Origin of the sequence: Rhodococcus ruber, assembly GCF_027270735.1 — a bacterium.
GTDB classification, from domain to species: domain Bacteria; phylum Actinomycetota; class Actinomycetes; order Mycobacteriales; family Mycobacteriaceae; genus Rhodococcoides; species Rhodococcoides rubrum_A.
This window is the reverse complement of the sequence record NZ_JAPWIJ010000001.1, coordinates 91,908-108,092: the sequence shown is the minus strand read 5'-3', so window position 1 is coordinate 108,092 and position 16,185 is coordinate 91,908. Positions and strand designations below refer to the sequence as shown.

14 protein-coding genes are annotated in these 16,185 nt (G+C 63.9%); 8 read left to right on the top strand and 6 right to left on the bottom strand.

Translation table 11 applies throughout. From position 1 onward, the window contains the following. Positions 1 to 143: 143 nt before the first annotated feature. Both O4220_RS00530 and O4220_RS00525 read left to right on the top strand, forming a co-directional pair. Complete coding sequence (locus O4220_RS00530; RefSeq protein ID WP_332112790.1) at positions 144 to 1,244, top strand: DegT/DnrJ/EryC1/StrS family aminotransferase; 1,101 nt, start codon at positions 144 to 146, stop codon at positions 1,242 to 1,244. Then, positions 1,244 to 2,200, top strand: coding sequence for a Gfo/Idh/MocA family oxidoreductase (locus O4220_RS00525; protein WP_269601612.1), 957 nt, complete (start codon positions 1,244 to 1,246; stop codon positions 2,198 to 2,200). The genes O4220_RS00530 and O4220_RS00525 overlap by 1 nt, the downstream gene beginning before the upstream one ends. Here O4220_RS00525 and O4220_RS00520 read toward each other — a convergent pair. Beyond that, on the bottom strand, positions 2,194 to 4,362 hold the full coding sequence (locus O4220_RS00520; protein ID WP_269601611.1) for a hypothetical protein: 2,169 nt from the start codon (positions 4,360 to 4,362) through the stop codon (positions 2,194 to 2,196). The genes O4220_RS00525 and O4220_RS00520 overlap by 7 nt on opposite strands. A gap of 94 nt (positions 4,363 to 4,456) precedes the next feature. Here O4220_RS00520 and O4220_RS00515 point away from each other — a divergent pair, with 94 nt between their 5' ends. From O4220_RS00515 to O4220_RS00495, 5 genes are all read left to right on the top strand, one after another. Continuing rightward, positions 4,457 to 5,257 carry a glycosyltransferase gene (locus O4220_RS00515; RefSeq protein WP_269601610.1) on the top strand — a complete coding sequence of 267 codons (801 nt, stop codon included), beginning with the start codon at positions 4,457 to 4,459 and terminating at the stop codon, positions 5,255 to 5,257. Between the two features lie 73 nt (positions 5,258 to 5,330). Then, entirely contained in the window at positions 5,331 to 7,118 is a 1,788-nt protein-coding gene (locus O4220_RS00510) for an N-acyl-D-amino-acid deacylase family protein (RefSeq protein WP_269601609.1), read from the top strand. Then, complete coding sequence (locus O4220_RS00505; RefSeq protein ID WP_269601608.1) at positions 7,115 to 7,720, top strand: TetR/AcrR family transcriptional regulator; 606 nt, start codon at positions 7,115 to 7,117, stop codon at positions 7,718 to 7,720. The genes O4220_RS00510 and O4220_RS00505 overlap by 4 nt, the downstream gene beginning before the upstream one ends. After that, positions 7,717 to 8,550: an alpha/beta fold hydrolase gene (locus O4220_RS00500; RefSeq protein ID WP_269601607.1), complete on the top strand. Its 834-nt coding sequence runs from the start codon at positions 7,717 to 7,719 to the stop codon at positions 8,548 to 8,550. Before O4220_RS00505 ends, O4220_RS00500 begins: the two co-directional genes overlap by 4 nt. A gap of 126 nt (positions 8,551 to 8,676) precedes the next feature. Then, positions 8,677 to 10,569, top strand: a complete 1,893-nt coding sequence (locus O4220_RS00495) for a glycosyltransferase (RefSeq protein WP_269601606.1) — start codon at positions 8,677 to 8,679, stop codon at positions 10,567 to 10,569. On the opposite strand, the gene O4220_RS00490 is transcribed toward O4220_RS00495, so the two are convergent. From O4220_RS00490 to O4220_RS00470, 5 genes are all read right to left on the bottom strand, one after another. Beyond that, positions 10,570 to 11,433 (bottom strand): TylF/MycF/NovP-related O-methyltransferase, encoded by an 864-nt coding sequence (locus O4220_RS00490; RefSeq protein WP_269601605.1) that lies wholly within the window; start codon positions 11,431 to 11,433, stop codon positions 10,570 to 10,572. A gap of 73 nt (positions 11,434 to 11,506) precedes the next feature. Further along, positions 11,507 to 12,409, bottom strand: a complete 903-nt coding sequence (locus tag O4220_RS00485; protein WP_269601604.1) for a glycosyltransferase — start codon at positions 12,407 to 12,409, stop codon at positions 11,507 to 11,509. Continuing rightward, a complete protein-coding gene (locus O4220_RS00480; RefSeq protein WP_149407122.1) occupies positions 12,402 to 13,208 on the bottom strand; it encodes an ABC transporter ATP-binding protein in 807 nt (268 codons plus the stop codon). The genes O4220_RS00485 and O4220_RS00480 overlap by 8 nt, the downstream gene beginning before the upstream one ends. 10 nt (positions 13,209 to 13,218) lie before the next feature. Continuing rightward, positions 13,219 to 14,055 (bottom strand): ABC transporter permease, encoded by an 837-nt coding sequence (locus tag O4220_RS00475; protein ID WP_269602224.1) that lies wholly within the window; start codon positions 14,053 to 14,055, stop codon positions 13,219 to 13,221. A gap of 93 nt (positions 14,056 to 14,148) precedes the next feature. Then, complete coding sequence (locus O4220_RS00470) at positions 14,149 to 14,730, bottom strand: bacterial proteasome activator family protein (RefSeq protein WP_269601603.1); 582 nt, start codon at positions 14,728 to 14,730, stop codon at positions 14,149 to 14,151. Between the two features lie 216 nt (positions 14,731 to 14,946). Between O4220_RS00470 and O4220_RS00465 the strand changes: the two genes are divergently transcribed. After that, positions 14,947 to 16,152 (top strand): cysteine desulfurase-like protein, encoded by a 1,206-nt coding sequence (locus O4220_RS00465; protein ID WP_269601602.1) that lies wholly within the window; start codon positions 14,947 to 14,949, stop codon positions 16,150 to 16,152. Positions 16,153 to 16,185: the final 33 nt, after the last annotated feature.

Here is a 16,185-nt window from a genome sequence, read left to right as displayed (position 1 = left end):
GTTTTACTGCGTTGTCGTAGAAAATAACGTTACTCGCGGCAAGGCTTGTGACCGGGACCTCGAGCCAGGCGATAGTGTCAACGGGCAAAGATGCGAATCGGTACGGTTTCCGTCGCACCCAGATCGGTCCGAGGGGTATGTCAGTGATTGCAATTTCCAGTGTCGTTTTCGGCGAAGATGTCGAGCGTGAAGTGCTCGATACCCTTCGTTCCGGCATTGTCGCGCAGGGTCCCAAGGTCAAGCGGTTCGAGGAGCAGTTCGCCGAGCTCGTCGGTGCCGACCACGCGGTGGCAGTGAACAACGGCACAACCGCACTCGGTGCGGCATTGGAAATTCAGGATCTGCAGCCCGGCGACGAGGTTTTGACCAGTCCCTTTACTTTTGTTGCGACGTTGAATGCAATTCTGGACGCCGGTGCCATTGTCCGATTTGCCGATATTTCTGCCGGCGATTTCAATATCGATCCCGCCGATGCGGCGTCGCGAATCACCGACCGGACTGCAGTGCTGATGCCGGTTCATCTTTACGGGCAGTCCGCAGACATGGCTGCCCTCGGCGCTCTCGCCCAGCAGCACGGCCTGGCCATCGTCGAGGATGCGGCCCAGGCGCACGGTGCGACGTTCGACGGTCGTGGCGTCGGCACGTTCGGGCTCGGCTGCTTCTCCTTCTATGCCACGAAGAACTTGACCACCGCCGAGGGCGGAATGATCACCACCGACGACGATGCCGTCGCCGATCGTTTGCGGGTGCTCCGTAACCAGGGAATGCGGGCCCGCTACCAATACGAGGTGGTCGGGCACAACTACCGGATGACCGATCTACAGGCCAGCCTCGGTCTGCCGCAGTTGGCCGGCTACCGGGCGCAGGTCGAGCAGCGTCGTCGTAACGCGGAGATGCTCGCCACCGGCTTGAAGGACGTCGCCGGTTTGACGCTCCCCGCTGAGCTGGAGCGCAGAGGGCATGTGTGGCATCAGTACACCGTTCTGGTCGACGAGGACGCGCCGATCGATCGGGACGAGTTGGCCTCCCGTCTCGCTGATGCCGGCGTGGGAAGCGGGATCTACTACCCGAAGACCGCCTACGACTACGACTGCTACCGGGACCATCCGAACGTGGTCATCGAGGACACCCCGGTTGCTACGTCTGTGTCGCGGCGGTGCCTGAGCATTCCTGTGCACGCCAACTTGAGCGTCGGAGACGTCGACACCGTCGTGTCGGCCGTGCGTTCGGCAATGGAGAAGTGATGAGTCCTCGGGTCGCGCTGGTCGGGTCGGGCCGCATGGGGTCTCTGCATGCCAGGGTGATTGCCCAGTCGGATCGCTGCGATCTGGCTGTGCTGGTCGAGCCACGGGAAAGCCAAGGACGGGCTGTCGCCGAGCGCTTCGGCTGTGACTGGGCCGCGGAATTCGACGACCTCGCCGGTATCGATGCGGTGGTCATCGCTGCGGCGACCCCTGCTCATTACGACATCGCGTCGAGAATTCTCGAACTGGGTAAGCCGGTGTTGGTCGAGAAGCCTTTGGCCGCGACGTACGAGCAGAGCTCGGAGTTGGTTACCAAGGCTGCGTCCGGAGACATTCCGTTGATGTGTGGTTTGCTCGAGCGGTTCAACCCTGCGGTGCGTACGGCGCGTGAGTTCGCGGGTGACGTGTGGCAGGTCAACGGCATTCGACATTCTCCGTTCGTATCGCGAATCTCCACCGGTGTGGCGACCGATCTCCTCATTCACGACGTCGATCTCGCCATTTCTTTCGTCGGTTCCGAGCCGAAATCGGTGGCGGGGGAGTTCGGCTACTTCCATCCGGCATCGAAGGAAAACCATGCCGAGGACTGCGCCGATGCAATCCTTCGGTTCGAATCAGGCGCTGTGGCAACAATTTCCGCGAGTCGAATCAGTCAGCGCAAAATCAGGCAGCTGTCGCTGTTGGAGTCCGATCGGCTGATCGAGATCGACCTTCTCCGCCGCGACATCACCGTCTATCGGCACATCGACGACGACATGCCGTCCGATCGAGACGGATACCAGCAGCAGACGATCATCGAGATCCCCACCATCAGATACAGCGAAGAGCCGCTCTCGGCTCAGCTGAATCACTTCCTGGACCTCGTCGCTGGATCAGGAGATGTTGCAGCAGAACGCGACTCGATCCTTCCGGCGCACCGCGCGGTGGACGAAGCGACGCAGTCGGCGGCTCACTGATCGACTGGTCGGCGTCGTCTGACGCCGACCACGACCGATTGCGCAAGCGCCAGTAGGAGACCGCCTGCGGCGAGTGCCACACCGCCGGTGGTGCCCGGTGGGGTGTATTCGATCGTCGCGGTACTGCCGCCCTCCGGCAGTACCACCTGGAGCAAGCCGCCCTCGGTTGCGCGCACTTGTGCAGGAGTTCCGTCGACAGTGGCCGTCCACCCGGGCCAGGCGAGCAAGGCAAACGTTGCGACTCCGGAACCGGTGTACTGCACAGTCTCTCGGGTATCGGTCTCGGCACTGTCGCCGACCACGGTGACTCCGTCGCCGACGGCCGAGAGGCGGCCATCCGGCCGCGGTAGCGGCGTGTTGCGGTGTGCGACGGTGACGACGTCGGAGTTGGTGATCGTCCATCGGTCGCGGGGAAGCACGTCGAGTGCGCGCAGGTTTCCGTAGGGGCCACTGTTCTGAACGATGATCGTGTCCAGTCGGAGCGCATCCGCCCAGGACACGTTGGTTCCCGGTGCCGTCGCCGTCAACCTGCCCACCGCGTCCGGGCACGTGACTCCGCCGTAGTAGTTGAGACACAACGCGTCGACGAAGTCCTCGTAACTGATCCCCGCGTAACTGTTCACGGCGTCGACCCCGGAGGCTTGCCACGCAGTGCCGAATACCAGGTCGCCCCATTGCGACGTCGGATCGTCCTTGGAAATGGAGTCCGTATCGGCGATGGCGAAGGTGTTGCCGGTGTATCTGCTGTCGAAGCGGTCTTCCATGAACGCGACCTGGCGAGGAAAGCGCCAGGGTGTCACGTTGTCGTTGCTCTGAAACCATGCGTTGGTCTGCAGGGCTAGGGTGGCAACGATTCCGACGACGAGTACGCCGCCGAAGGCGCGTGGTGCTCGGAAGGCCGCGGTGATGGCGGCGAGCGTCAGAATGCCGCAGACCAGCAGTGCCAACGCGTGGATTCCGAGGTCTTCCGGAACGCTCGACCAGGCAAGGTAGAACTGCAGCACCAGGAGGGCGGCGGTGATCGAGGCCCGAAGTCGAATCCTCTCGCGGTGCAGCCCGGCGCTGGCCGCAACCGCGGTGACGATCAACAGGGGCAATTGGCCGTACTCGATCAAGCGAACCGGCCAGCGAAACAGCCAAAGATTCGACGGTCCGAGAAGCAGTACCCCGTAGACGCCTGCGAAGACGGCGAGCGATATCGCGCTCCTTCTCAGGTTGCCCAACGTGCGCCACCGAATCCACGGGCTCAACGGCACGATGAACCACACGAGATAACCGATCGGCACCGTCATGAAGCTGGCCCCGAACGACTCGACCATCGGCAGATGAGTGGGGCTGCTGACGTTGATCAGATCGCCCAGCCCGGGCCGCAGGGTGCCGTCGTTCGATACACCCGACTGATTTCGCACCGACACGTCGGTGGTGAAGGCCAGAGGAAGGTAGACGATCAACGACATCGCCAGGACGGAAACTCCACTGATCACCAACGACGTGATGCGTCGGGCACGGCGGAGGGCGACAACTTCTGCAATGACGGCGATGTACACGACACCCACCGCGACGGCACCGTAGGGATTGCCGGTCGTCATGGCCATGAAGCCGAAGAAAATGGGAACGATGGGATTGACTCGGCCGAGGGCGGAGGAGCGCGTCGACCACCAGACGTGCGGGATCCACGCGAAAGCGAACAGGCCCGACGCCCAACTCGAGGCGTCGAAGTACAGCGTGTAGCCGGCGAACGGCATCGCGAATCCGGCAACGAAGGCCATCGACGTACGCGCACCGTACTGCTTCGCCAGGAGATAGACGCCGACGGCGAGAATCGCCATGAACTGCATCTTGACCAGGGTGATGCCGATGGCCAGGTTGGGGATCGATGCGATCAGGGCCGAATTCGCGAGCAGTAGCGGGTTGTACGTCCCGTACAGAGCCTCGGCGGTGACGTTTCCACCGGCCCACAGTTCGGGCAGCAGGGTCGGCCACGATCCGGACAGCAGCCTCTCGCCGATCACCCTCCAGCCGGGAGTGAAGGCCGCTGCGCTGTCGTCCCAGTAGTAGAACCACCGGTTCGTCAGCATCGGGATCGCGGCGGCCAGCCCGACGGTCACGGCCAACACGAGAGGTGGGAGCACCCGCGTGCGAAAGGGTCGATCTGAATTCACGAAACGCCTTCATCGGTGATGGTCGGTGGGCATCGAACACTGCTGTGCAGCGTAGTGTTTTGTGCGTTCGCAGTATCCGACAGGCGCTGAAAGGGTGACGGTGTTCTCTGGTCCCGCTCCGAGTTCTCGGCCGGAACCGGTCGAACTGTCCGTTGTCATCCCGGCACACAATTCGGCCCGGGTCATCGAATCCACGGTCGAAGCCTTCGCCGATTACCTGTCCGGTCGAACCGCGGAAATCATCGTCATCGAGAACGGTTCCACGGACGCCACCGCGGATATCAGTCGGCGGCTACACGATCGCTGGGCCAATCCGACAGTGTCGCTCGTCGTGCTGACCAGTGCCAAAGGGATGGGTAATGCACTTCGCCTCGGCGTCGAGCACTCGCGCGGAGATCGGGTTCTGCTCACTGCCGACGATCTTCCGTTCGGGTTCGACGATCTGAACGCGGCTGCGCAACTGACCTCCGAAACCGGGTCGACGCCATTGGTGGCCATCGGCTCCAAGGCGCACCCGAAGTCCGCGGTGGAACGTGGAGTGCTTCGGGCAGTGATGACCTTCGGTTTCACGTCACTTCGCAGAATTGTCCTCGGCACCAGAACGGGGGACCCGCAGGGAACGTTCATCGTCGACGGCACGCTGCTTCGTGCGGTGGCTCCCGAGCTGATCGAACCGGGCTTCCTGTTCACGACCGAATTGGACTACGCGGTGGAGTTGGCCGGTGTCCGTCCCGTGGAGCTGCCGGTTCGCCTGTCCGAATCGCACCGGAGCGAGCCCAGCCGGGTTGCGATCGGAGACGTCGTGAAGATGGCCCGGGGCCTGCTGTCGTTGCGAGGGCGGCGTCACGAACTACTGGCGGCCGCACGGGCCGGTCGCCAGGCTGTCGACGCCTGAAGCGATCCGCTCCGGGCTATTGCGAGTGACCACTCTCTAAGTTATGGTTTCGTCATTCTATGACGGAGGTCACATGAGCCCGAACATTCCTTTCGATGTCGTCATCTCCGGTGGAACCGTGTTCGACGGATCCGGCGGGCCGGGAGTGCGGGCGGATGTGGGCATCGTCGACGGCGTCGTGCGGGCCGTGTCGGCCACGCCGCTCGAGGCGGGCGCGACGACCGAGGTGGTGGACGCCACCGGCAAGTGGGTCACCCCGGGCTTCGTCGATGTGCACACCCATTACGACGCGGAAGTACTCGTCGGGCCCGGTCTCGAGGAGTCCGTCCGCCACGGGGTCACGACGGTTCTGCTGGGGAACTGTTCGTTGTCGACGCTCTACTCCACCCCGGTCGACATCGCGGACCTGTTCAGTCGGGTCGAGGCGCTGCCGCGCGATCATGTGCTCAAAGCCGTCGATACGCACAAGACATGGAACAGCCCCGAGGAGTACATAGAAACGCTCGAGCGGCTGCCTCTCGGCCCCAATATTGCTGCCTTGGTCGGGCATTCGGATCTGCGCGCGCACGTCATGGGCTTGGACCGCTCGACCGATCGCGGTCAGAAACCCACCCGTGAGGAGTGGCGCGCCATGTCCGACGCGCTCGAGCGGGCACTCGATGCCGGGCTGCTCGGAATGTCGACCATGACGAACCCGTGGGACAAGTTGGACGGCGATCGGTACCGGTCTCGTTCGTTGCCGTCCTCGTACGCGCGATGGAGCGAGTTCCGCGCTCTGCACAAGATTCTGCGTCGACGCGGCCGGTTGTTGCAGAGCATCCCGAACCTGAACACCAAGTACGACATGTTGTTCTTTCTTGCCTCGGCCACCGGGATCGGCCGCACTCCGCTCAAGATCTCGCTGCTGGCGGCGGCCGACGCGAAGGCGTCGCCCTGGATTCATCGGGTCTTCGGCCCGCTCGCTCGCATCGTCAACGGGCCGGGTAAGGGACAGTTCCGCTGGCAGCACCTGCCCACCACATTCGACGTGTATTCCGACGGCATCGACCTCGTGGTGTTCGAGGAGTTCGGCTCCGGCCGCGCAGCTCTTCATCTACGAGAAGAGTTGGGCCGCAACGAGTTGCTCTCGGACGAGGCCTACCGCCGCTGGTTCCGTGCCGATTTCGAGAAGAAGTTCAGCTCACGCGTCTGGCATCGAGACTTCGCCGATGCCGAGATCACCGAGTGCCCCGACGCGTCCGTCGTCGGAAAGAACATCGCGGAGGTCGCGGCCGAGCGTGGTGTACACGTGGTGGACGCGTTCCTCGATCTGGTGGTCGAGCACGGCCGAAAGCTGCGCTGGCACACAACGGTTGCCAATCATCGCAAGCGCCAGATGGACAAGCTGATCAACCAGCCCGGGGTGACCGTGGGATTCTCCGATGCCGGTGCTCATCTCCGGAACATGGCGTTCTACAACTTCGGCATCCGGCTGCTGCACCGCGTGCACGATGCGCAGCGCGATCGAAAGCCGTTCATGACCGTCGAGAAGGCCGTGCACAAGCTCAGCGGCGAGTTGGCCGATTTCTACGGTGTCGACGCCGGACACCTTCGGGTGGGCGATCGTGCCGACATCGTCGTTATCGACCCGAAGGGTCTGGACGAGGAGGTCCTGGCCTACCGAGAGGAGACCATGCCGGAGTTCGGTGGCCTGAGTCGAATGGTCAATCGCAACGACCGCGCTGTCACCGCCACCCTGATCGCGGGCCGAGTGGTGTTCTCCGGCGGCACCTTTGCGCCCTGGTTCGGTGTATCGGAGCGCGCGGGTAGCTTCCTGCGGGCAGGCACTTCCACGGCTCCTCGTCGCCGGGAGCGTGTGTGAGCCCGAGTCAACAGCAGCGCCGAACCGAGACCATCGGCAAACTGCTCGACGCGACCATCGCATCGTTGTGCGAGAAGGGCTATGCCGCAACCAGTGTCAGTGAAATCGTCAGCCGCGCGGGGGTGTCGTCCGGTGCCATGTTTCGGCATTTCGACACCAGACTCGACCTGATCGTCGCCGCGGCCGACGAGGTTCGCCGACGTCAGTTCGTGGAGTTTCGCCGCGGCCTGTCCGGTTTCGGCAGCGCGTCGATCGAACACTGCCTCGAATTGCTCAGGGCTGCGTGCCGCGCTCCGATCAACGGGGCCTGGTACGAGCTGCTGACCGCAGCCCGCAGCGACGAAGAGTTACGAGAGAGGCTGCAGCCGTTCACCGTTCGATATCATGAGCAGATCGGCGAACTTGCACGCGCGCTGCCCGTCGCCGGCGTGATCGATCCACGGCATCTGGAAACGGTGATCTTCACCGTGGTTCACCTACTCGACGGTGAGGCGTTGGCGGCCGTGGTCCATCCGCAGCCCGAGCAGGAGGCCATGCGGCTGAAAATGATTGCTCACCTGTTGCGTGGTGGCACTCTGCACGCCCTGACGGACGCAGGATGACCGGCTGGACGGTCCGCACGCCCGGTGCCGAGCTTCCCGTATTCGAGTACGGGAACCGAGCTGCGCGCTCGACGGTGCTGCTGGTGCACGGCTATCCCGACAATCATCACGTGTTCGATCCGCTGATCGCCGAGCTCGGCGACGCGGTTCGGGTGATCGCCTACGACACGCGAGGCAGCGGCGCGTCCGTACTCGAGCCCCCGGCGGACGTTGCCATCGAGCAGCTGGCGCTGGACGCCTTCGCGGTGGTCGAGTCGATTCCGGAGCTCACCGGGAAGGTTCATGTCTTCGCCCACGACTGGGGGTCGGTCCAGATGTGGGAGGCGATGGCCTCGCCTCGGGCAACCACCGCCTTCGCGTCGTACACGTCTGTGTCCGGGCCCAGTCTGGATCACTTGCGGCAGGTGGCGCGGGCGCGGTCGGTGCGGCCGCAGCGTTGGCCGTCACTGGTGGGGCAGTTGGCCCGGTCCTGGTACGTCTTCGGGTTTCATGTGCCGGTGTTGGGCACCCGGGTACCAGGATTGCTGGCGCGACTGGGTGCCGAGGGGGAGCCGATCCCGACGGTGGCCGACCAGCAGCGCGGCATCGCCCTGTACCGGGCGAACGTGCTGCGAAGGGTGCTTCGCGGACCCGATCCGCGGTGCGCCGTCCCGACCACCGTGGTGGCTCCTGCACACGACCGGATGCTGTCCCCGAACCTCACCGACGGTCTGGATCGATGGATCCCCGACCTGCGCGTCGTCCATGTCGATGCGGGCCACTGGTGGCCGTACACGCACCCGGCCGATGCTGCCCGCGTGTTGATGGCGAGGGTGCAGGAAACGGAGTAGACGGCGAGCGTCGGACGGTTCGGGCGTGGGCTGTGCGACCATGGTCAGTGGTCTTCTTCTCGTTACGGCCGCAGATGTTGCTCGCTGGAACTGTCACTACTCGAACTGGATGGGGTATTTCTCGGTATGGACGGCACTGCTCTCGATCGTCTCGGCTCCGCATCGGCTGCGTCGGCTTCTGACGGCGGTGACGGCCGGTCCGAGCTGACTGTCCAGAGACTTCTGTTCGACGGCCCGTCGCCCCTGGTCAGTGCCGATATGTACAGCTCGGTCGGCAAGGGCAACGCCGAGCGCACCCGCACCGGTATTCGGATTGCCAAGCGCAGCGTCGTGCACACCAACAGCTACTTCGGACGGTTCCCGGCCAGTTACTGGCAGCGGTGGACCTCGGTCACCGAGGTGGTCTTTCGGGCGAACGTCTCCGGCGGCGGCCGGATGGATCTGGTGGCCACGGACTACAAGGGCCACGAGCGCACGATGGCCAGTACTACGGTCGACTCCGCGGATGGATCGACTCAGGTATCCGTCCCGGTCGCGACCACGCAGTTCCTCGACGGCGGCGCATTGTTCGTTCGCTTCACCACGACGTCGAGCGAGTTGTCGGTGCAGGACGCGGAGTGGACCGTCGCCGCTCCCGAGAAACTGCGACCCACGTCGGTGGTGATCTGCACGTTCAACCGCGCCGACGACTGCGCCAACACCGTTGCGGCGATGGCGGACGACCCGATCGCGTTGCTCGGCGTCGACAACGTCTACGTGGTCGATCAAGGCACCGATCAGGTGCAGACGCGGGAGAAGTTCCAACGCGTGGCCGCCGAGCTCGGCGACAAACTCGTCTACATCACCCAGCCCAACCTCGGCGGCGCAGGCGGGTTCACCCGTGGCCTGTACGAGGTACAGGGCAAGGGCGGCGATCCGGCCAACGTGATCTTCATGGACGACGACGTGCTGTGCGAGCCCGAGGCGATCGTGCGCATGAACTCGTTCGCCAACATGACCATCGAGCCCGCCATCATCGGCGCGCAGATGCTGTACCTGCTCCACCCCGACCGTGTGCACGTCGGTGCCGAGGTGGCGAACCTGCAGAAGCTCGAGGCCGGAATTCACGTCAAGAACGCGATCTCGGACAAGAGTGCGTTCAAACGCAAGCGTCAGCAGGACGTCCGCGTCGACGCCGGATACAACGGCTGGTGGTCGTGCCTCATCCCCTCCGAGATCGTCGGGCAGGTCGGTTACCCGTTGCCGCTGTTCTTCCAGTGGGACGACATCGAGTACGGATACCGTTCGCGCGCAAATGGATTCGCCACCGTCACCCTGCCGGGCGCGGCGGTGTGGCACGCCGACTTCGCGTGGAAGGACTGGGACGAGTGGCACCGCTACTTCAACCTGCGCAACGGCATGATCACCGCCGCCCTGCACATCGAACTCGACGGTAAGACGCTCGCCAAGCAGCTGTTCACCGATCTGCTCCGCTACCTGGTGTCGATGCAGTACGGCATGGCGTACACGCTGATCAAGTCCGTCGAAGACTTTCTGGCCGGCCCGGAGCATCTGCTCGACGGGGGCATGGACGCTGCCGGTTCCATCAGACGTGAACGCGCCGCCTACGGAGAAACCAAGCGGCACAACGCGAACGACGTTCCAGGAGTGCGTCCAGCGGATATGTTCATCACCCCCGCTGGGCCGCACCCGAAGAAAAGCATGGAATTCGCCGTGCTCGCCAAACGCGTCCTCAACCAGTGGCGCGGCAGGGTCGATCCCGGTCCCGTGGCCATCTCGGCCGACGACGCGCACTGGTGGCACGTCTCGCTGTTCTCGCACGCAATCGTCACCGACCGTTCGCAGGAGGGTGTCCGAGTTCGCAAGCGCAACAAGGCACATGCGTCCGAGCTGCTCAAGCGCGGAGTGACCGCACTCAAGCGCCTGCGCACCGAGACGCCGACGGTTGCTGCGTCGTACCGTGCCGCCGTGCCGAAGCTGACGAGCCGAGAGAACTGGGCTCGCCTCTACGGGCAGTAGCTAATTCGCGCGGACCTTCGGTGCCGTGCGAATCCGTACGACGACCTGTTCGTTGTCGGCGGTGTACCCCAGATAGTCGAACTCGGTTCCGGTGCGTGCGACGAATTCCGTCCACGCCCGGTACTCGTGGTTGCGCCAGCCGGGGAAGTTGAAGTACTCGTCGAACACGATGACGGTGCCCACGGCGAGTCGATCGGCCACCAGATCCAGCACGGTCACCGTCGAGGAATACAGGTCGGCGTCGAGGTGCAGGAACGCCAACTTCTCGTGGTGGCCCTTCAGGAAGCCCGGCAGCGAATCCTCGAACAATCCGGGGACGATCTGTGCGCCGGGCACTTCGGGGATGGTGTCCTGCTCGAACAGTCCCTTCGGGAAGCCCGTACGCCAGGTCTCGGGTAGGCCGGAGAACACGTCGAATCCGGCGACGACGGTGATGTCCTTACGCGACGCCAACTCCTCGGCAATGATTTCGAGCGTCGTGCCGCTGGCCACTCCGAATTCGAGTGCCATGCCGCGGATGGATACCTCACCGAGCGCGAATCGCAGCGTGGCGTGCGGCCGAAGGAAGGTCGGTGCCTGCGGCATCATCTCTTCGGCGAACTCGGCGCTCTGCGCGGCAGCTTCGACGTCGGAGGCATAGGGAATGTCGCGGCGCATGCGCATCTCGAGGCCGCGGATGAATGCGTGCAGGTCGTCGATCTCACGACGCTGGCGTTCGAGGACGTCGAGCAATTTCGCTTGCTGGTCACTCGTCTGCTCGGCCAGCTGCGCCGTCTGCTGCTCCAGAACCTCGCCGATGGCCCGTTGGAGCTTCTCCCGTGCCGACGACTTGATGCGATCCGCGAGCTTCCGAGGTTCCTTCATGGGCACACGGTAGCGGTATCACGCGGGTCCGCGCACCCCTTGCAATTCTGCGCTGTGTCGATATCTGCCGGGGCTAGGGCCTACGGAAGTGTTCCCGACGTCCCAGCCCGCGCAGTCGGAACCATTCGGCCAGTCCCTTCGGGTTGCGGGTGGTGATCAGGAAGAACCACGTGAAGCGAATCCACTCCTGCGGCAGCAGCTTTCGCATGCCGGGCTGCGACATCAGGTAGCCGCGATTGCGGTAGGTGAAGTACCGCTTGGTTGCGTCCTCCGGGTACTGCGTGTGCATCCGTCCACCGAGGATCGGCTTGAACTCCTCGGCTCCGTTGGGGTGGACGTAGGCGGCAGTGAGGCACGTACCGAACTTCAGGCCCGAGCGCTGCAATCGGCGGTGCACTTCCACCTCGTCGCCGCGCACGAACAGCCGTAGATCGGGCACGCCGACCGCATCGATCGTCGACGCCTTGAACAGCGCTCCGTTGAACAGCGACGCAATGCCTTCGAGCAGATCGTCGTCGGGATTCTCCGGGTCGATCAACTCCGACCGAAGCCGACGCCACTCCACTCCACGGCGCAGTGGAAATGCCAGCCGGTCCGGGTCGGCGATGTCGCACACGACGGGGGAGACCTCGTCGAGGCCGTGAGTGAGTGCGCAGTCGTACAGGGTCTCGAGCACCTTCGGGCCCTCGGGGCGGCCGTCGTCGTCGGCGAGAAACACCCAATCCGCACCGAGCGAGAGCGCATACAGAATTCCGAGGGCAAACCCGCCTGCGCCGCCGAGATTGTGCTGCGAACCGAGGTACGTCGTCGGCAGCGCAATGGACTCGACCAATTCACGTACTTCGGGCTCATCGGCGTTGTCGACGACAACCAGATGATCGAGCGGACGCGTCTGAGCACCGATCACCTCGAGCGACAGAGCCAGCAATTCACGCCGCTTGTGCGTGACGATGACTCCGACAATCTTGTCAGCCACCGGCGTTGTCCTCGCGCTCGATCTCTTTCAAGATCTGCGCAACGTGGTCGCCCGCGTCGTCGCCGTCGTATGCGCGCACCACGTCCTCGATGCCGCCCTGCTGGCGAATCTGGCCGTGATCGATCCACATCGCGGTGTCGCACAGCTGAGCCAGGAATTCGTTGGAGTGGCTGGCGAACACCAGGATTCCCGAGCGCTTCACCAACTCCTGCAGCCGATGACGGGCCTTCTTCATGAACTCTGCGTCGACGGCCCCGATGCCCTCGTCGAGCAGCAGGATCTCCGGGTCGATGCTGGTGACCACGCCCATCGCGACGCGCACCCGCATACCCGTCGAATAGGTGCGCAGCGGCATGTCGAGGTAGTCGCCGAGTTCGGTGAAGTCGGCGATCTCGTCCATCTTCGCGAGCATCTGCTTACGCGTCTGGCCGAGGAACAGGCCACGAATGATGATGTTCTCGTAACCGGAGATCTCCGGGTCCATACCGACGCCCAGATCGAACACCGGCGCGACGCGCCCGCGGATGGTGGCGCTGCCCCGCGTCGGCTCGTAGATGCCCGAGAGCAGACGCAGCAGCGTCGATTTGCCCGCGCCGTTGTGACCCACCAGTCCGACGCGATCGCCGTCCTTCAGGTTCATCGTGATGTTCTTGAGGGCTTCGACAACGACGACGTCGGAGGAGTTGCGGTCGATGGCACCGCCGGCTTTGCCGAGGAACGCCTTCTTCAGTGACCGCGTCTTGGCGTCGAAGATCGGGAAGTCGACGCATGCGTCATGGGTACTGATGCTGATGGACAACTGCTGACCCCTAAACCCAGTAGGGCACGCGGGCCCGGTACTTCTTGAGAGCGAGAATGGCCAGCGCCCACCCGACGACGGTGAAGCCGAGCACGATGTACCAGTGGTACGCCTGCTGATCCTCGCCGATCAAGGGGGCACGGATGATGTCAAGGTAGTGGAACAGCGGATTGATCTCGACGAGCTTGGCGCGATTGGCGGCCTCGCCGCCCATTTGTTGCAGGCCCGAGGTGGTCCACACGATCGGCGTCATGAAGAACATCAGCGTGACGAAGCTGCCGAGGATCGGAGCGATGTCGCGGTAGCGGGTGGCGATGATGCCGAACAGAATCGACACCCAGACGGCGTTGAGAAGAATCAGCACCAGCGCCGGGATCGCGAAGATCACGGTCCAGTGCAGCCCGCCCGGCGGCCAGAAGATCACGATGATGATCACGTAGATCAGCATGTTGTGGCCGAGCAGCAGCAGTTGACGCCACACCAACCGATAGACGTGCACGCTCAGCGCGCTGGGCAGCTGTTTGATCAGACCCTCGTTGGCAACGAAGACGTCACCGCCTTCGAGAATCGCGGCGCTGATCAGTCCCCAGACGATCAGACCGACGGTCACGTGCGGCAGGAAGGTCCGCAGATCGATGTTGAGCAGCACCGAATACAACAGACCCATGGCGATGGCCTGCACACCGGTGGCGATGGTGATCCAGAACGGACCGATCACCGACCGTCGATAGCGCTGCTTGATGTCTTGCCAGCCGAGATGCAGCCACAGTTCACGCTGATTGAAACCGGTTCGCAGATCACGGAACGCGCGCCGATAAGTCTGTGAGTCCGAAACCGGAGCAGGCATCTGTTCTCCTGCCTCGCTCTCGGGATCCTTCGCTGGTGCCGACACGACGGTCGACACTACCTCTTTCTGACTACTCGGCTCATTCCGCGCTTGTCACAGGTACTGGCCGGTACCGCTGCCACCCTGGCCGGCACCCGGTGCGGGCATCACACCGGGAGGCAACGCGCCCTGCCGCATCTGTTCCAGTTGCGCGCGAGCGGCCATCTGCTGCGCGAACAGTGCCGTCTGGATGCCGTGGAACAGTCCTTCGAGCCAGCCGACGAGTTGGGCCTGCGCGATCCGAAGTTCTGCGTCGGTGGGGATGACGTCGTCGCCGAAGGGCAACACCAGACGCTCGAGCTCGTCGCGCAGTTCCGGCGCGAGTCCCTGTTCGAGCTCGTGGATGGACGATTTGTGGATTTCCTTCAGGCGGGTGCGGCTGGCGTCGTCGAGCGGGGCGGCGCGCACTTCCTCGAGCAGTTGCTTGATCATCGTGCCGATGCGCATCACCTTCGCGGGCTGTTCGACCATCTCCGACAGGCCCGACCCATCGTCCGAATCCTCGTTCGCCGAGGATCCGGCGGCGCGGGCTGCTGCGGCCGTAGCTTCCTCGCGGCTCAGGGCGAGCGGTTCTCCATTGGGACCGATCACGACGACGTGGTCATCGGGGGCACTGTTCGACTCGGATTGGGTCATGTATCCATCTTTACGCGTCGCTCGTCGTTGCGCGATCGTCCGGGGCGATTATCCTGGTTCGGTCGTCGGGGACAGTAGTTCGTCGAGTAAACAACAGGGCTCGTCGGAAAAAATGTGGAAGCAGGGAGGGATCGAGCGTGCGAAGTGGGCAACCGTTCCCTGGCGAAACGGGACGTGGAACACATGCTTCACCGGTCGGCGCTTAGAGTGTCCGGCATGGGGTACGACGTCGCGCGGGTAAGAGGGTCCATTCCCTCCCTCGGCGACGGGTGGATTCATCTGGACCCTCAGCTGGGGATGTTGATACCGGATCGGGTGTCGACCGCGGTGTCCACGGCGTTTCGACACAGCGCGTCCAACCACTCGGCCGGTAACACCGCGGCCAAGCGGAGTGCAGCTCTACTCGAATCAGCGCGCATGGCGATTGCCGATCTGGTGGGTGCGTATCCGTCGGGGGTCGTCATCGGACCCGACCGCGCGACGCTGCTGTCGTGGCTCGCCGAGTCCATGAGCTCACGGCTCGGTCTGGGAACCGGGCTGGTGCTCTCGCGTTTGGACGAGGAAGCGAATGTTGCGCCGTGGCTGCGGGTGGCCAGCCGAACCGGCGCGCACGTCAAATGGGCCGAAGTCGAAATCGACACCTGTGAGCTGCCCACGTGGCAGTTCGACGAACTCATCACCTCCACCACCAGGCTCGTCGCGGTCACTGCGGCGTCGCCGATCGTCGGCAGCGCACCCGATGTCAGGGTTGCAGCAGATCTGGTGCACGAGGTGGGCGGACTGATCGTCGTCGACGCTGCCGGAGCTGCTCCGTACGCTCACGTCGACATCAAGGAACTCGGAGCCGACGTCGTTGCGATCGATGCTGCTGCGTGGGGTGGCCCGTCCGTCGGCGCGCTGATCTTCCGCGATCCGACCCTGCTGGAGCAACTTCCGTCGATGTCGCTCAACCCGTCGGCCAAGGGGCCCGCGCGGCTCGAGGTCAGCAGTCACCAGTACGCGTTGTTGGCCGGTGTGGTGGCCTCCATCGACTACCTGGCCAATCTCGACGACGCCGCAACAGGAACCCGTCGTGAGCGTCTCGAGCTTTCGATCGGATCGTTGCAGTACTACCACGACGGGCTCTTCGACTACTTGATGAAGGCGCTCGATTCGCTGGATCACGTCATGGTGCTGGGCAATGCACCCACGCGTGTCCCCACCGTGAGCTTCACGGTCGAGGGTGTGCCTGCGGTGAAGGTGTCCGAGCAACTCGCGCAGGCGGGAATCGGCAGTGTCAGCGGAGTCCACGGCGGCAGCCGTCTGCTCGACGCACTCGGAGTCAACGACGAGGGTGGTGCCGTCTCCATCGGTCTGGCCCCGTACACCACCCGCTACGAAATCGATCAGCTCGTCAAAGCGCTCGCTTCGCTCGCGCTCTGAGCGGCTGCGCCGCACGTGCACGAAACCTCGTAG